The sequence below is a fragment of the Clostridium sp. AF36-4 genome (assembly GCF_003435975.1).
In the GTDB taxonomy this organism is placed as follows: domain Bacteria; phylum Bacillota; class Clostridia; order Lachnospirales; family Lachnospiraceae; genus Eubacterium_F.
This window is the reverse complement of record NZ_QTVH01000009.1, coordinates 12,944-30,194: the sequence shown is the minus strand read 5'-3', so window position 1 is coordinate 30,194 and position 17,251 is coordinate 12,944. Positions and strand designations below refer to the sequence as shown.

The following is a 17,251-nucleotide window of genomic DNA, read 5'->3' as shown; positions in this document are numbered from 1 at the left end:
TCATGTTCGGGCGGGTTTCAAAGTCCAGTGTACCACAGTTCTATTTTTTTGAAAAGTATCATATTGTAAGAAAAGAGAGTACACGGTAATGCCGGCGGGGGTTCGCCGGGAACGGAGGGGTTATGAAAAAATCGAGTGTGTTGACATTGACAAAAGGTGTTGTTTTTTCCTATCTGATATCTGGTATCTGCCTGCTGATTCTGGCATTTTTATTGTTTCAGTTTGAACTGCCGGAAGGCGTGCTGCGGGGTGGCATTATTTTCTCGTATGTGTTTTCCTGTTTCCTTGGCGGCATGGTAGTGAGCGGAAAGCAGGAAGGAAAAAAATATTTGTGGGGGCTCTTAGCAGGAATCTTGTACTATGTCATTTTAGTTGCCGTTTCCATGATACTGAACCGGGAAGCATTCACAAGAATCCCGGGCGTTTTCCCTGCATTATTTCTCTGCGCATTCGGTGGCATGTTAGGAGGCATGACACAGGCAGGCAGAAAGTAAATCTTGTAGAACTAGAGCGTTACGTGGTCTCAATGCAACGTAAATCGGTTTGAATGTAAAAAAGCGTTGCATGTTTTGGAGAAAAATCCTCGCTATTTCTTCCAAAAGCAACGCCTTGCGTAAAATCTGACAAAAAGAGTTGCATGTGTAGCGTAGTTTTTCATTCGATAACGTTAAATCAAGCAAAAAATGCAACTCTTTACCACAAATACCGGAAAAAGCGTTGTCTGAGAAGCTTTTTCCGTCACTCACACAGTCAAAGAACGAAACTTCCGGAGCAGGCAGAGCGGGATAATTGTTGATTTGCAATAAATGTTCGCTGTCAGTTCCCTTGGATTCCCGTAATTCCGTAGAAACCTTTGTGACGAGTGGGTTTTGAGGGCGTCGGTATGTGTTGCAAGAAGTCCGGTGGACTTCTGCTATGCAACGACCGAAGCGGAGCGGAGACCACTGGTAGTTTCAGTGCCCATACCGCTACGCACTCAATTAGTGAAAACGCCCACGAGACGCAAAATTTTTCTACGGAATTACGGAAAACAAAAAAGTGCTAGCGAATAATTGTCGCAAACCAACAATTATTCCTACTTGCACAACACAAAAACCTATGCTACAATAAGAGTTACGAAAACGAAACGATGGATTTAAATGGAGGCAATCATGAAAAGAATTAAAACTTTGACAACAAAGAATTTAAAAGAAACATTGAAAAAAGGTGGATGCGGAGAATGTCAGACATCCTGCCAGTCAGCTTGTAAAACATCCTGTACAGTAGGAAACCAGAGCTGCGAAAACAAATAAGCAAGGAAACTGTTTGAATAAACGGTGATTATGAGCAATGGAGGGCTGATCGAAGGAGACTTCGGTCTAGTCCTCATTGCACGTTATAGCGTCACCGTTACAGAATGAGAGGTCAAGGATGATACATCAGTATAAGAATAATGGATATAATATTGTGTTAGATGTAAACAGCGGTTCCATTCATGTTGTGGATGACGTTGTTTATGACGTGCTTTCTCTGATGGATGAAGAAAATGCAGATCGCTATGGAGAAGCCGAATTTTCACGTATTGCCGACGTTATTTTGAAGAATGATTATAAAGAAGAAGTTACGAAAGAGGATTTAAAAGACGTCTTTTCCGACTTACAGGAATTAGAAGAGAACGGAACACTTTTCACAAAAGATGTTTACAAAGAAGGCGTCATTGATTTCAAAAAGAGACAGACGGTAGTAAAAGCACTCTGCCTGCATATTGCCCATGACTGCAACTTGGCATGCCGTTACTGTTTTGCCGGTGAAGGAGAATATCAGGGCGACCGCTCTCTTATGAGTTATGAAGTAGGAAAAAAAGCATTGGACTTTTTGGTAGCCAATTCCGGCAGCAGAAGAAATCTTGAAGTGGATTTCTTTGGCGGAGAGCCGCTTCTTAACTTTGATGTTGTAAAAAAATTAGTAGCTTACGGCAGAGAAATTGAAAAAGAAAAAGACAAGCATTTCCGTTTCACCTTAACGACAAACGGTGTTTTGTTAAACGATGACATCATTGAATTTGCGAATCGGGAAATGGACAACATTGTCTTAAGTATTGATGGACGTAAAGAAGTGCATAACCACATGCGTCCGTTCAAAAACGGAACCGGAAGTTATGACTTTATTATTGATAAATTCAAAAAAGTAGCAGAATCGAGAAACCAGCAGAAATACTATGTGCGTGGAACATTTACCCATAATAATCTGGATTTTGTTGAAGATGTGCTGCATTTGGCAGATGAAGGCTTTGAACAGATTTCGGTTGAGCCGGTTGTAGCAGACCCGAATGAACCGTATGCCATTCAGCCGGAAGACATTCCTCAAATCTGTGAGGGCTATGACATTCTTGCAAAAGAGATGCTTGCCCGCAAAAAGCAGGGAAAAGGATTTAATTTCTTCCATTACATGATTGATTTGAGTGGCGGTCCATGTGTTTACAAACGTTTGTCCGGATGTGGTTCCGGAACAGAATATTTAGCGGTTACACCGTGGGGCGATTTGTATCCTTGTCATCAGTTCGTGGGTGAAGAACAATTTTGCTTGGGAAATGTAGATGACGGTGTTGTAAATACGGATATGCGCGATACATTTAAATTGTGTAATGTATATGCAAAAGAGGAGTGTAGGAACTGCTTTGCCAAATTCTATTGCAGCGGCGGCTGTGCGGCAAATGCTTATCACTGCCACGGTGACATTAACAAACCGTATGAAACCGGCTGTGAATTGCAGCGCAAACGTGTGGAATGTGCGATTATGCTCAAGGCAGCAGAAGCCTATGATGAGGGAAATTAGGACAGCATAGCCTTCGTCGTTTCAAAAAGATGGAAATTTTGCAAAAAAAACTTTGAAATATTTGGAAATACGTTTATAATATGTATAGATAATGGGAATGCTATACAGGTATACAGGAGATAGTGAAAGGAGATTAGTAAAGTGGCTTTTGATATTGGAATTGATTTGGGTACCGCCAGCATATTGGTATATGTAAAAGGAAAAGGCGTTGTATTAAAAGAGCCTAGTGTTGTTGCTTTTGACCGTGACACAAACCGGATTAAAGCAATTGGAGAAGAGGCGCGTCTGATGTTAGGACGTACGCCGGGAAACATTGTAGCAGTTCGTCCTCTTCGTCAGGGTGTTATTTCTGATTACACCGTAACGGAGAAGATGTTAAAATATTTCATTCAGAAAGCGGTTGGTAAACAGAGATTTCGTAAACCGCTTATTAGTATCTGTGTGCCAAGCCAGGTAACAGAGGTTGAGAGAAAAGCTGTAGAAGATGCTGCTTTTCAGGCAGGTGCACGCGATGTAAAGATCATTGAGGAGCCGATTGCAGCTGCAATTGGAGCCGGTATTGATATTGCTCGTCCTTGTGGAAATATGATTGTAGATATCGGTGGTGGTACATCGGATATTGCGGTAATCAGTTTGGGAGGTACTGTTGTCAGTGCTTCGATTAAGATTGCCGGAGATGATTTCGATGATGCGATTGTCCGTTATATGAGAAAGAAACACAACCTGCTGATTGGTGAGAGAACCGCTGAGGATATAAAGATTCGCATTGGTTCTGCTTATCCACGGCCGGAAAGTGTGACAGTAGATGTCCGCGGACGTAACTTGGTGACCGGTCTGCCAAAGACCATTACCGTTACTTCTGAGGAAACAGAAGAAGCATTAAAAGATACAACTTCACAGATTGTAGAAGCAGTACATAGTGTACTGGAAAAAACACCGCCGGAATTGGCAGCCGATATCGCAGACCGCGGAATCGTACTCACTGGTGGCGGAAGTTTGTTGTATGGATTAGAAGAATTGATTGAATCCAAAACAGGAATTACAACGATGACGGCAGAAGATCCGATGACAGCAGTTGCAATTGGTACCGGTCGTTATGTGGAATTTTTAAGTGGAGAAGTGACTATAGGGGATGCTAATTAAGTTTTCCGGTTACAGGTCACAAAAAGAACAGGAGGTATGATATGTTCCGAGGTCTTTATACAGCGTGGACCGGTATGGCAAATGAACAGAAAAGACTGGATGTTATTTCCAATAATATGGCGAACTCAAATACGGTTGGCTATAAAGATGAAAAAGTTGCCAGTCAGGCATTTGACCAGGTGCTTGGAATTAAGATTCGAGACGGCTCACAGGCATATCACAATGAGTGTATTGGAAGTTTAAGCCTTGGCGTAAAAATCGGAGAAACTTATACCGATTATTCGCAGGGTTCGGTCAGACAGACCGGTGGTACATATGATTTGGCATTGAGTGGCAGTGGATTCTTTGCAGTGAGTGTAACGGACAAGGCAGGAGAGGTTCATACGCGTTACACAAGAGACGGAAGGTTTCATCTGACGAAAGACGGCCTGCTGGTAGATGCTGATGGAAATGCCGTCCAGGGACAAAATGGAAATATTACCATCGACCCTTCGTCGAAAAACGTATCAATTTCGGCGACCGGACAGATTACGGCAGACGGCGAACTTGTAGATACTCTTAATATTGTTGATTTTGAGGACTACGATTATTTGAAAAAATACGGAGATACTATGTATGAACCAGTGGACGGAGCCACGACCAAAGATGCAGAAGGAGAAATTTTGCAAGGTTATACCGAACAGTCAAATGTTAATGTTGTGCGCGAAATGGTCGATATGATTACTATAACCCGTGCCTATGAAGCGGGTCAGAAAGTGATTCGTTCATACGATTCGATGTTAGACAAATCGGTTAATCAGGTAGGAGCACTTAAGTAATAGTTTATTTGGAGGTGGCAGCCGATGATGCGTTCTTTATGGACTGCAGCCAGTGGAATGATTGGCGAGCAGAGCAATCTTGACGTGATTGCAAACAATTTATCAAATATTAATACAACCGGATACAAGACTCAGAAAGCAAATTTTAAATCACTGATTTATCAGAATTTGCAGGCAAAGTCAACGACAACGACCGGAGAACCAAAGCCGGTAGGAGCACAGGTTGGACTTGGTGTCCGTGTTGGCTCAATTTCTTCTGATTTTACACAGGGAGCCTTAAATGCTTCAAATGGCGCATTTGATTACGCCATTCAGGGCGAGGGATTTTTCCGTGTACAGTTAGCAGACGGAAGTATTGCTTATACGAGAAATGGTCATTTTAATATGTCCATTCAGGGCGACAGCATTGCCCTGACAGACAGTGAGGGAAATCCGGTACTCGATGTAAACGGAAAAGCAATTACTGTTCCGAATACATACCGTTCCAGTAAAATTGGCGTTGACCAGTTTGGTAATTTGACTTATCCGGATGCGAATAACAACCAGCAGAATATCGGAATTCAGATTGGGCTGGCATATTTTCCGAATGCCGGTGGGCTTGAGAAAACATCAAACTCGAATTATCTGCAGTCGGAAGCGTCAGGAGCACCTACGGTTTACACGGCAACAGAATTAAATTCGAAAATTGTATCTGGCTACTTGGAGAGCTCAAACGTACAGGCAGCCGATGAAATGGTAAATATGATTATTGCCCAGCGTGCTTACGAAATGAATTCAAAAGCAATCACAGCATCGGATGAGATGCTTCAGCAGGCAAATAATTTACGTTCATGATAAGTAAGGCGAGGTGAGACATATGGCAGTATCTTCAATTGGTGATACTTATTTCACAAATTATTCGACCGAGGCAAACGATGCAGTGTCGCAGAAAATGACAAGCCAGATTCAGGATGCCGAAACGGATGAAGAAATGTTAGATGCGTGCAAGCAGTTTGAATCGTATCTGGTGCAGCAGATGTTTAAATCCATGGAAGAATCTGCAAAAGTATTTTCGGATGATGACGAGGATAACAGCAATGACTACGTTAATATGTTTCAGGACAATTATTTATCTGCCATCGCTGACCAGATGGTAAACAGCGGTCAGGGACTTGGCATCGCAGACAAACTTTACGAATCAATGGTGAACAACAAAGTATAATGCGAAAATCAAAGAAAGAATAAGCCTTTGACGAAAAGAAACACAGTCAAGGGCTTTTTACATATTTAGGAGGCACTCATGGAGGAAAGAAGAGGGTATGTGTCACACATCGTCTATCGCAACGTGGAAAATGGGTACACGGTATTTGAATTGGAAAATCCCGATGAAGATGTGGAGGAAACCTGCGTCGGAAATGTTCCATTTCTAAACGAGGGAGAATATGTATGTGTGAGGGGAGAACTTGTTACGCACCCGATTTATCAGGAGCAGTTGAAGGTGATGTCCTGTGAGGTGCAGGAACCGGATGATGAACTGGCGATGCTCAGATATCTTTCGTCCGGTGCGATTGCCGGTGTGCGTGGCGGACTGGCAAAGCGGATTGTGGATAAATTCGGGGATAAAACCTTTGAAATCATAGAAAAAGAGCCGGAGCGGCTTGCGGAGGTCAAAGGAATTACGGAAAAGAAAGCACGTGCAATTTCCGAGCAGTTTGAGGAAAAAAGAGAAATGCGCGGAGCCATGCTTTTCTTACAGGAGTATGGAATTTCAAATGCGCTTGCCGTAAAAATTTATCAGACCTATGGCAGCGCACTTTATGAAATTGTCCGTGAAAATCCGTATCGGATGGCAGAAGATATCAGCGGCGTCGGATTCCGAATTGCGGATGAAATTGCAAGAAAAAGCGGCTTTGCGATGGACTCTGCACCGAGAATCCGTGCAGGTATTTTGTATGTGTTAAATGCGGGAACCAAAGAGGGCTATGTCTACATGCCGGAAAAACTGCTTTTACAGGAGGCGGTTTATCAGCTTGGTGTGTCGATGGAACAGCTGATGGATTCTTTAGAAGAATTGGTATATGATAAATCCGTGATTGTGACTGAGGAGCGGGATGTTTACCTGCCGTCCTTATATTATTCGGAAATGAGCTGTGCCAGAATGTTATTTGACCTAAATGTGCCGGTGGAGCGTCCGACGAAGGCTTTGGATGAACTAATCTCGCGTGTTGAAAAAAGTCAGGAAATTGTACTCGATGACCAGCAGAAAATCGCGGTGAGAGAAGCTCTCACCAGTGGATTTTTAGTAATTACCGGTGGACCCGGTACCGGTAAAACAACGACGATTAACACGTTGATTGCGTGTCTTATGGAAAAAGGGTTGTCGATTTTGCTTGCGGCCCCAACCGGACGTGCCGCTAAGCGAATGGCAGAGGCAACCGGTCAGGAGGCACAGACCATTCACCGTCTGTTAGAGTATAATGGAGCGGCGGCAGAACAGGAAAATGTGAGCGAGGAACGCTCGGATTTATTTGGCAGAAATGAGTGGAATCCGCTTGAAACCGACGTCGTAATTATTGATGAGATGTCGATGGTAGATATTTTCCTGTTCCATAATTTATTGAAAGCGATTGCTGTTGGAACCCGTCTGATTTTGGTGGGCGATGTAAACCAGCTTCCGAGTGTGGGACCGGGAAATGTGCTGCGGGATGTAATTAATTCTCACTGCTTTAATGTTGTGAGGCTGTCTCATATTTTCCGTCAGGCAGCGGAAAGTGATATTATTGTAAATGCCCACCGCATCCATCGCGGAGAAGAGATTGCGCTGGATAATCAGAGTAAAGATTTCTTTTGCTTAAAACGGGATGACAGCCATGGTGTGCTTGAAGTGATGCTCTGGCTTGTCCGAGACCGGATGCCAAAATATACGCATTGCACGCCGTTTGATGTGCAGGTCTTGACCCCGATGAAAAAGGGAGAACTGGGAGTTCGCCGATGTAACGAAGTTTTGCAGCGGTATTTGAATCCGGAAGCACCAGGGAAAAATCAAATGGAACTTCACGGTGTTTTATTCCGTGAAGGTGACAAAGTCATGCAGATGAAAAACAATTACCAGATTAAATGGGAAATCCGCGGGTACAATCATATGATGATTGAAGAGGGGAGTGGCGTGTTTAATGGCGACTGCGGAATCATTACCGAAATTGATACATTCAATAAAGAGGTGACGGTGCGTTTTGATGATGAAAAATATGTCACTTATCCGCAGGGAAATCTGGATGAACTGGAACTGGCGTATGCCATTACCATACATAAGTCGCAGGGAAGCGAGTATCCGGCAGTTGTGTTGCCTATTTTATCGGGACCACGGCCGTTAATGAATCGAAACATTTTGTATACAGCGGTTACACGTGGCAAAAAGTGTGTGACGATTGTCGGAAACAAGGATACTGTGCGTGAAATGATACAAAATAAATCCGAGCAGATGCGCTATTCTTCGCTGTGCCGCCGTCTGCAGGAATTGGAGCAGGAGTCATTGGAAAAGTAGTAAAAAAAGGATGCAAAATGAGGAAAAATTTGCTATGATAGAAGAAGGGGAGGAGTGCCTTTGAATCCATTTGGATTTTTATTTCCACCGGCTTGTCCGATTTGTGGAACAGTATTGAAAAAGACAGAGAAAAAGGTTTGTTTATCCTGCCGCAGAAAATTATCGGAAGCGCGTGTAACAGAACCTGCCTGTGCCCGGTGCGGAAAGCCGTTAGAGGAGATTGAGACGGAGTACTGCGTAGACTGCGAAAAGAAACGCCGGGGAAAGTATGACTTTCTACGTCAAGGGACAGCGTTGTGGGTTTATACGGATTCGCTCAAGGAAGCAATGGCGTCATTCAAATACGAAGGCTGTTATGAAAATGCAGCATTTTTCGCGGAAGAATTTATTCGATTCCGCAAAGAAAAACTGCTGGCATGGAAGCCGGATTTTCTGATTCCTGTTCCGCTGCACAGACACAGAAGGTGGTTTCGCGGTTATAATCAGGCAGAGATTCTTGCGGAGGAAATCGGGAAGCGGTTACATCTTCCGGTAGAAACCGATGTCTTGTGTCGAAGTCTCGATACGAGTCCGCAAAAGCAGCTGGATGATAAGGCGAGATACCGGAATATGTCAAGTGCTTTCTATGTTCCGGAGAGTGCCGGTTATAAGTTAAATGGCAAGCGGGTTGTATTAATTGATGATATTTATACAACCGGTTCAACGTTAGAAGCGTGCGCCGGAGAATTAAAAAAAGCCGGTGTTAGTGAAATATATTCTGCCTGCCTTTGCATTGGTAGAGATTATTAGAGGAGGAAGGTACAATGGAAATTGTTTCTTGTAAAGAATGTGGAAAATTATTTAATTTTATACGTGGGCAGCGAGTCTGTCCGGCGTGCTCCCGTAAATTAGAGGACAAGTTTATGGAAGTAAAGAAATATGTCAGAGAGCATCCCAATGTAGATGTAAAGGAATTGTCGGAGGAAATGGATGTTTCTATCCGTCAGATTAACCGCTGGGTGCGTGAGGAGAGACTGGTATTTTCGGATGATTCACCGGTCGGACTTCCTTGCGAGAGCTGTGGCGTAACAATTAAGACCGGACGTTTCTGTGATAAATGTAAAGCAGAGTTAGCGACCGGATTCCGCCATGCGGCAGGACAGGATAAAAGACCGGCACCGCAGCCGGCACCAAGAAAAAGCGCCGCGGATAGCCGTATGCGCTTTTTAGATAACTAATTTATTAAAATTAAATACGTTCAATTCCGCTATCGGTCAGTTTGATTTTTCCTTCCTTTAACAGCCGGCCGATGGCTCGTTTGAAGGCGGCTTTGCTGATTTTGAATTCACGCTTGATAATCTCCGGAGAGGTTTTATCGTGGAATGGCAGGAAACCGCCTTCTTTTTGTAACCTCTCGTAAATAAGTTCAGCGTCTTTGCCCATTTGCACTTTTGTCTTTTCCTGTAAACTTAAGGTCAATTTTCCTTCTTCGGTAACTTCTTTGATGCGTGCCCTCACGACATCGCCGATGTGAAGTTCTCTTGTCATTTCGTTGTGTGGAATTAAAGCGGAATACTGATTGTCCACAGCAACAAATGCACCAAAAGAATCCAAAATTTCATAAATCAAACCTTCTACGTGATCCCCTTTCTGGTAAGGGCTGTCACAGGAAAGATAGTCATACACCTTCATAGTTGCACATAAACGGCTGCTTTTGTCGATGTATAAAGCGACTAACACGCATTCACCCAAGTGAACTTTTTTTGTCTGCTCCTTAAAAGGAAGCAGCAAATCTTTGGCAAGTCCCCAGTCTAAGAAAGCACCAATGCCGGTTACGTCTTTGACTTCCAAAACCGCAGTTTCACCGAGTGAAAGATACGGTCTTTGTGTGGTAGCAATTAAGCGGTCCTCAGAATCTTTGTACAAAAACACCTCGTAAAAATCGCCTTTTTCGGTCCCTTTTTTTACCTGGTTATTCGGGAGCAGTACTTCCAAATCTTTTTCTTCAAAAGAGCGAAGCATCACACCGAATTTTGTGATTTTTGAAACATACAATCTGGCAAATTTGCCAAGAACTTTTGATTCGTTCATATTATTCTCCATTCTTTGTCGGGGTAAATTCGCTGAGGAAATAAGGATTTTCCTCTTTGTCCGTAAAGACTACATAAAATTTGCCATTTTCACTGGCTGTGCGAATGTACATGGTGTCTCCCATTTTGGCAGCCAGACGAAATTCGGCACGGAATTCGGAAACTTCAAAATCAATTGGCAGAACATTCACAGCCAGACGAATATACTGTCCGTTGTTTACATGGTGGTTTGTGTCAAGATAATTCTGGCACACATCGACTTCTTCGACAAGTGTCAAGTTTTCCGGACATTTTACCTTTCTGGAAGAATATTCCATGTCGTAAGCAGGTTCTGTCGGATAGGCGGCCTTTTCACTGTCATCAATTTTTGTTGGCTGACCGGTAGACGGGTCAAAATAAAACCATCTTGAATCGGCGTAGGCAAGAACCTCTTTGTCCGGCGTTTCCATTAAAAAATTACGGCATCCGAAAATGCCTTTAAACTGATACGGCCATGTATGCACCGTGAAACGCTCGCCCATAACCGGACGGCGTTTGAATACAACGTGCCATGCGCTTACTAACCAAGCGCGGTTTTTCTTTAATAAATCTAAGGCAGAATGTCCGACGTCCTCGCTGTGAAACAGGCAGCAGTCCTGCATTGCATTTACAGTGTCGGAGACACCGAGCAGTCCATCCTTATCAATTCTGCTGTAAGATACTCTATCATGATAGGAATACATACGATTTCCTCCCTTCGTTCAAACAGTTTCATTATACTACCCTTACCCGAAAAAAACTAGTGAATTTTTTTTGAAAATGTGGTAATATCAGCTATGAAAACAATGAATAGAAAGGTTGTGTTTTTATATGAAGAAAATTATTTCAACAGATAAGGCACCGGCAGCAATTGGTCCTTATTCTCAGGCAGTAGAGGTAAATGGTCTTGTATTTACATCAGGTGTGATCCCGATTATTCCGGAGACCGGTGAATTGGTTGAAGGCGGTATTGAAAAACAGGCGGAGCAGGCAATCGGTAATCTGAAGGCGCTGATTGAAGCAAGTGGTGCAAAAATTGAGGACACGATTAAAACAGTTGTATTCATTAAAGATATGAATGATTTTGCCAAGGTAAATGAAATTTATTCCCGCTTTTTTACGGGAGACTGCCCGGCACGTTCCTGCGTGGAAGTGGCAAGACTGCCAAAAGATGTTCTGATTGAGATTGAGGCGATTGTTGCGAAATAAATAGTCGAATCCTGTAGAATAAATGTAAAATTAATTTTCTCGGTAAAATTGTGGTAAAAATTAGTAGAAACAATGAGTTTACAAAGGTTGACAGATGCGGACAGAGTTGTTATACTGAAACAAGTATTTAACAAATTTGTAACATTTAGAATGCCGGATGAGTTTGAGGCCGGCAGATGAGTGACAATGGAGGGAAGAAAAGTATGCAACACACAAGGCTTGTGAAATGTGCGTTGGGGGCAGGACTTGTTTTATCCTTTGGAATATTTGGCAAGTATATGGTTTCATCTTCAACTACGATGGGTTCTGAGACAGAACTTGCCGGTATGGCTTATATGTTAGACCAATACTGTACGATTCAGGTTGGTGCAACACAGTCAAATCCGGAAGCAATTGTAGCGTTTGAGGATATGCCGGGTAACACCAATAATGGGACAAGCGCAGTAAGTGGTTCTGCTGTCTCGAATGCAACACCGGAGCCGACGAAAGAAGCGACAGCGACGGCGACACCAAAACCGGAATCGGAATATGCCAATGTTGGTATTTCCATTGCGGCAGATTATGTAAATATTCGTAAGAAACCAAATACGGATGCGGAAATCGTTGGTAAATTATACCGCGGAAGCGCAGCTACGATTGCTAAGACGGAAGGGGACTGGGTATACATTAAGTCCGGTTCGGTTTCCGGTTATATTATGAAAGATTATTTGGCAATCGGCTACAGTGCAGAAAAACTGGTAGACCAGTTTGGTACGAAGTGGGCGACAGTTACCACGGAGACGCTTCGTGTCCGCGAGAAAGAAAGTGAATCGAGTAAGATTCTTGACCTTTTGGCCGGCGATGAAAGTTATGAAGTGCTAAAACATGAATCCGGCTGGGTAAAGGTTCGTGTCGATGGCGATACAACCGGTTATGTCAGAGATGATTATGTAAAAATCTCAGTTCAGTTTGAAAAGGCTGTATCGATTGAGGAAGAACGCGAAGAAGAGAGAAGAAAAGCGGCAGCAGAGGCAGCGGCGGCAGAAAGTGAACGTCCGGCGAAGTCTTCATCGAATTCAGGAAATAGTTCGTCAAGCAGCAGTTCTTCAAGCAGCTCAAGTCATAAATCGTCATCAAGCTCAGGAAAGAGTTCTTCGAATGGTGGCGGTGGAAGTCATAAATCAAGCAGTGCATCCTCCAGTAATGGCGGCGGTGGTGCGAAAGGAAGTTCCGGCGGCTCCAGTAACGGTTCCGGTGGTGCAGGTGGAAACAGCAGCTCCGGTGGCTCCAGCAATGGTTCCGGTGGTGCAAGCGGTGGTTCCTCATCCTCCGATGGCGGCAGCACATTGGGAAGCGGTGACGGTTCTGCAATTGCTTCTTATGCTTTGAAATTTGTTGGAAACCCATATGTATATGGCGGTTCCAGTTTGACTCATGGTACGGACTGTTCCGGATTTACCATGTCAGTATTTAAGAAATTTGGTATCAGTTTGCCACGTACTTCCGGCGCACAGTCGGGAGTGGGTAAGAAAATCAGCCCATCCAGCGCAAGAGCCGGTGACTTGATTTTCTATGCAAGTGGTGGACATGTCAACCACGTTGCACTTTGCATCGGCGGCGGCAGGGTTGTACACGCAAGTAACCCACGTACCGGAATCAAGACAAGTAATATGTATTATCGTAAACCATATTGTGCGAGACGAGTTCTTGGTTAAATCTAAGAAGTCATACAACTCGAAAACGAACGCCTGTACGCAGACAATTGTAGTCATGTGTGCAGGCGTTATTTATCAACAATTAAAACGACGAAATTGCGATATTTGTTAGTTGTGAACAAAGTTATAAACATTGTCAACAATTTAAGTAGACTTATGTAGCATGTTTTTGACTATAAGACAAGTTAATTAATTGTATGACAACTTGATGGCACAAGGTTAAAATGTTTATCTGATTTATGGATTTTTATGTTGCCGAACAGAGGTTTTTGTTGTATAATATGATTACGAGATGAGCCAATGGACATCTTGAAACTTATGGGCAAAGGAGCTGATTAGTATGAACTTAGTAATAAGTGGAAAAAACATTGACATAACGGAAGGATTGCGTGCAGCAGTTGAGGAGAAGATTGGAAAACTCGAGCGGTATTTCAATGATTCAACAGAAGTTCATGTTACATTGAGCACAGAGAAGAATCGTCAGAAAATTGAAGTTACGGTACCGATGAAAGGAACCATTATCCGTGCAGAAGAAACAAGCACCGATATGTATGTATCGATTGATTTGGTGGAAGAAGTTATCGAACGCCAGCTTCGTAAATATAAGAACAAGCTGATTCAGAAAGAGCAGAACGTAGCACAGTTTAGCAAAGGATTTGTTGATGAGGACACATATGATGAAGAAGAAATTTCTATTATTCGTTCTAAAAAATTTGCGATGAAGCCGATGGATCCGGAAGAAGCCTGTGTACAGATGGAACTTCTCGGACACACGTTCTTCGTTTTCCGCAACTCGGAAACCGACGAAGTAAATGTTGTTTATAAGAGAAAAGACAATACATACGGTTTGATTGAGCCGGAATTCTAAATGAAAAATAATAATCACCCCCGGTGGCAAGCAGGATATTTGCTTCGCAAATATAGCTTCCCCCGGGGGTGATTTTATTTTTCACAAAAAAAGGAAGAGAAGAAATAGAAAAGGGAAGAATCTCTTCCTAAAAATGTATTTTTCTATTCTTTTCGGGTTTTAATTTTATTTGTTGTCAGATTTTTGCTTAAAGTTGCTCGAGATTCCAGTAATTTAGAAGAAATGCTTTGTGGATTGTGGGTTTTGAGTACGTCGGTATGTGGCACTGGTAGTTTCAGTGCCCATACCGTTACGCACTCAACAAGCGAAAGCGCCCACAAGACGCAAAGCATTTCTTCTAAATTACGGAAACTGAAAAAATTAAGCGAACATCTGTCACAAACAAAGACAAACCCTGAAAAGAAATAGAAAAGGTTGCATTCTCCCCCGACTAATGATAAAATACCATATTGAGACAGTAACGTCTCTTGTTAGGATGTATGGCATGTAGCAGCGAGAAAATGCTAAAAAAATAATTGGAGAGTGACAAAATGGGATTATTTAGTAAGGTTATAGGAACACATAGTGAACGTGAAGTGAAACGTGTGATTCCGATTGTTGACAAAATTGAATCACTTGAACCAGAAATGGAGAAGTTATCTGATGAAGAACTTCGTGGCAAAACGGCGGAGTTTAAGAAACGTTTAGCAGATAAAGAAACTTTGGATGACATTTTACCGGAAGCGTATGCGGTTGTACGTGAGGCTTCTAAGAGAACCATCGGACTGAGACATTTTCGTGTACAGTTGATTGGTGGTGTCATTTTACATCAGGGACGTATTACCGAGATGCGTACCGGTGAAGGTAAAACGCTCGTATCTACTCTCCCGGCTTATCTGAATGCGCTCGAAGGAAAAGGTGTTCATATCGTAACAGTAAACGACTATCTGGCAAAGCGTGATGCAGAGTGGATGGGGCAGATTCATGAATTTCTTGGTTTGACAGTCGGTGTTATTTTGAACAGCATGGACAATGACGAGAGAAGAGAAGCATATAACTGTGATATTACATATGCGACAAATAACGAACTGGGATTTGATTACCTGCGTGACAACATGGTTATTTACAAAGAGCAGTTAGTACAGCGTGATTTACACTATGCCATTGTCGATGAGGTTGACTCGGTATTGATTGACGAGGCGAGAACACCACTTATTATTTCCGGTTCCAGCGGAAAATCGACAAAGATTTACGAGGCGTGTGATAACTTAGTGCGCCAGTTGAAAAAAGGTACTGAAAAAGAATTGTCCAAGATGGACATTATCATGAAAGAAGATAATAACGAAACCGGTGACTATGTTGCAAACGAAAAGGAAAAGACAGTAAATCTTACCGAGCAGGGTATCAAAAAGGTAGAGCGTTTCTTCCATTTGGAAAACTTAGCCGACCCGGAAAACTTAGAGATTCAGCACTGCGTAAACTTATCACTTCGTGCACATGCGTTGATGCATCTTGATAAGGATTATGTGGTAAAAGATGACCAGGTACTTATCGTAGACGAATTTACCGGACGTATCATGCCGGGAAGACGTTATTCGGACGGTTTACATCAGGCAATTGAAGCAAAAGAGCATGTAAAAGTGAAGAGAGAGAGTAAAACTCTTGCCACAATTACATTCCAGAACTTCTTTAATAAATATGATAAGAAATGTGGTATGACCGGTACCGCTCTCACAGAGGAAAAAGAGTTCCGTGAGATTTACGGCATGGACGTTGTTGAAGTGCCGACAAACCTGCCGGTAAAACGTATTGACCACAACGATTCCGTATATAAAACAAAACGCGAGAAATTGAATGCAATTGTTGAAGATATTGTGGCAAGTCATGAAAAAGGACAGCCGGTACTTGTTGGTACGATTACGATTGACGCTTCGGAAGAATTGTCACAGTTGTTGAAAAAACGTGGAATTCCACATAAAGTATTGAATGCAAAGTTCCATGAACTTGAGGCAGAGATTATCGCAGATGCCGGTCAGATTGGAGCAGTTACGATTGCGACAAACATGGCTGGACGTGGTACAGATATTAAACTGGGCGAGGGCGTAACCGAACTTGGCGGTTTGAAAATTATTGGTACAGAACGTCATGAATCCCGCCGAATTGATAATCAGCTGCGTGGTCGTGCCGGACGTCAGGGAGACCCTGGTGAATCGAAATTCTACATTTCGCTGGAAGATGATTTGATGCGTTTGTTCGGTTCCCAGAATCTGATGCAGATGTTTAATTCGCTTGGTATGCCGGAAGGCGAGCAGATTCAGCACAAGATGCTGAATAAAGCGATTGAGCGTGCACAGAAGAAGATTGAGAGCAACAACTATGGAATCCGTAAAAATCTGTTGGAATATGACCAGATTAATAACGAGCAGCGTGAGATTATTTATGCAGAGCGCCGCAAGGTGCTCGATGGCGATGACATGCGTGATACTATTATCAGCATGATTGATGAACTGGTTGAAAAATATGTCAATATGGTAATTGGCGATGATCAGGGACCTTCCGAGTGGAATTTGAAGGAGTTGAATGAAATTCTCATTCCGATGATTCCGGTTAAACCGGTTACCGGAGAGGGTTGCGGTTCAAAACAGGAATTGATTCAGAATTTGAAAGAAGAGGCTCTTCGTCTGTATGAGACAAAAGAAGCAGAATTTCCGGAGCCGGAGCAGATTCGTGAGATTGAGCGTGTCGTTATTTTAAAAGTAACGGATAGCCGCTGGATGGATCACATAGACGATATGGATCAGCTTCGTCAGGGAATCGGACTTCAGGCATTTGGACAGAGAGACCCGGTTGTCGAGTATCGTTTACAGGGCTATGATATGTTCAACGATATGACGGAGTCCATTCGTGAAGAGACGGTTAAGATGCTGATGCATGTCCGCATTGAGCAGAAGGTTGAGCGTGAGCAGGTTGCTGAAGTGACAGGAACCAATAAAGATGATTCGGCAAATGCACCGATTGTCCGTAAATCGGAAAAAATCAGCCGAAATGCACCGTGCCCATGTGGTTCCGGGAAAAAATACAAATATTGCTGTGGCAGATAAGCAGTGAATGACTGC

16 protein-coding genes are annotated in these 17,251 nt (G+C 43.0%); 14 read left to right on the top strand and 2 right to left on the bottom strand.

Annotated elements, in window-relative coordinates; all coding sequences use genetic code 11:
- Nucleotides 1–122: 122 nt before the first annotated feature.
- From DW005_RS06530 to DW005_RS06485, 10 genes are all read left to right on the top strand, one after another.
- Nucleotides 123–494, top strand: a complete 372-nt coding sequence (locus tag DW005_RS06530; protein ID WP_022376376.1) for a TIGR04086 family membrane protein — start codon at nt 123–125, stop codon at nt 492–494.
- A 657-nt stretch (nt 495–1,151) separates the two neighbouring features.
- The gene (scfA, locus tag DW005_RS06525) at nt 1,152–1,292 is read left to right on the top strand and encodes a six-cysteine ranthipeptide SCIFF (protein ID WP_022376377.1); all 141 of its coding nucleotides are present in this window, start codon (nt 1,152–1,154) and stop codon (nt 1,290–1,292) included.
- A gap of 118 nt (nt 1,293–1,410) precedes the next feature.
- The gene (scfB, locus tag DW005_RS06520) at nt 1,411–2,814 is read left to right on the top strand and encodes a thioether cross-link-forming SCIFF peptide maturase (RefSeq protein ID WP_117478649.1); all 1,404 of its coding nucleotides are present in this window, start codon (nt 1,411–1,413) and stop codon (nt 2,812–2,814) included.
- 141 nt (nt 2,815–2,955) lie between these two features.
- Entirely contained in the window at nt 2,956–3,957 is a 1,002-nt protein-coding gene (locus DW005_RS06515) for a rod shape-determining protein (protein ID WP_022376379.1), read from the top strand.
- 41 nt (nt 3,958–3,998) lie between these two features.
- A complete protein-coding gene (gene flgF / locus DW005_RS06510) occupies nt 3,999–4,775 on the top strand; it encodes a flagellar basal-body rod protein FlgF (protein WP_117478648.1) in 777 nt (258 codons plus the stop codon).
- A gap of 24 nt (nt 4,776–4,799) precedes the next feature.
- Nucleotides 4,800–5,609, top strand: coding sequence for a flagellar hook-basal body protein (locus DW005_RS06505; protein ID WP_117478647.1), 810 nt, complete (start codon nt 4,800–4,802; stop codon nt 5,607–5,609).
- 22 nt (nt 5,610–5,631) lie between these two features.
- Nucleotides 5,632–5,976 (top strand): rod-binding protein, encoded by a 345-nt coding sequence (locus DW005_RS06500; protein WP_022376382.1) that lies wholly within the window; start codon nt 5,632–5,634, stop codon nt 5,974–5,976.
- Nucleotides 5,977–6,054: 78 nt separating this feature from the next.
- Nucleotides 6,055–8,298 carry an ATP-dependent RecD-like DNA helicase gene (locus DW005_RS06495; RefSeq protein ID WP_117478646.1) on the top strand — a complete coding sequence of 748 codons (2,244 nt, stop codon included), beginning with the start codon at nt 6,055–6,057 and terminating at the stop codon, nt 8,296–8,298.
- Nucleotides 8,299–8,358: 60 nt separating this feature from the next.
- On the top strand, nt 8,359–9,087 hold the full coding sequence (locus DW005_RS06490) for a ComF family protein (RefSeq protein WP_117478645.1): 729 nt from the start codon (nt 8,359–8,361) through the stop codon (nt 9,085–9,087).
- Between the two features lie 14 nt (nt 9,088–9,101).
- Nucleotides 9,102–9,515, top strand: a complete 414-nt coding sequence (locus DW005_RS06485) for a flagellar protein (protein ID WP_117478644.1) — start codon at nt 9,102–9,104, stop codon at nt 9,513–9,515.
- Between the two features lie 10 nt (nt 9,516–9,525).
- On the opposite strand, the gene DW005_RS06480 is transcribed toward DW005_RS06485, so the two are convergent.
- Nucleotides 9,526–10,368, bottom strand: coding sequence for a S1-like domain-containing RNA-binding protein (locus DW005_RS06480; RefSeq protein ID WP_117478643.1), 843 nt, complete (start codon nt 10,366–10,368; stop codon nt 9,526–9,528).
- Between the two features lies 1 nt (nt 10,369).
- The gene (locus DW005_RS06475) at nt 10,370–11,089 is read right to left on the bottom strand and encodes an acyl-ACP thioesterase domain-containing protein (RefSeq protein WP_022376387.1); all 720 of its coding nucleotides are present in this window, start codon (nt 11,087–11,089) and stop codon (nt 10,370–10,372) included.
- A 127-nt stretch (nt 11,090–11,216) separates the two neighbouring features.
- Between DW005_RS06475 and DW005_RS06470 the strand changes: the two genes are divergently transcribed.
- The 4 genes from DW005_RS06470 (at nt 11,217) to secA (ending at nt 17,236) form a co-directional block, all read left to right on the top strand.
- Nucleotides 11,217–11,594 (top strand): RidA family protein, encoded by a 378-nt coding sequence (locus tag DW005_RS06470; RefSeq protein ID WP_022376388.1) that lies wholly within the window; start codon nt 11,217–11,219, stop codon nt 11,592–11,594.
- A 203-nt stretch (nt 11,595–11,797) separates the two neighbouring features.
- Nucleotides 11,798–13,288, top strand: a complete 1,491-nt coding sequence (locus DW005_RS06465; protein WP_181974962.1) for an SH3 domain-containing C40 family peptidase — start codon at nt 11,798–11,800, stop codon at nt 13,286–13,288.
- A 340-nt stretch (nt 13,289–13,628) separates the two neighbouring features.
- Nucleotides 13,629–14,156, top strand: a complete 528-nt coding sequence (gene raiA, locus DW005_RS06460) for a ribosome-associated translation inhibitor RaiA (RefSeq protein WP_022376390.1) — start codon at nt 13,629–13,631, stop codon at nt 14,154–14,156.
- Nucleotides 14,157–14,686: 530 nt separating this feature from the next.
- Nucleotides 14,687–17,236: a preprotein translocase subunit SecA gene (secA, locus tag DW005_RS06455; protein WP_117478642.1), complete on the top strand. Its 2,550-nt coding sequence runs from the start codon at nt 14,687–14,689 to the stop codon at nt 17,234–17,236.
- Nucleotides 17,237–17,251: the final 15 nt, after the last annotated feature.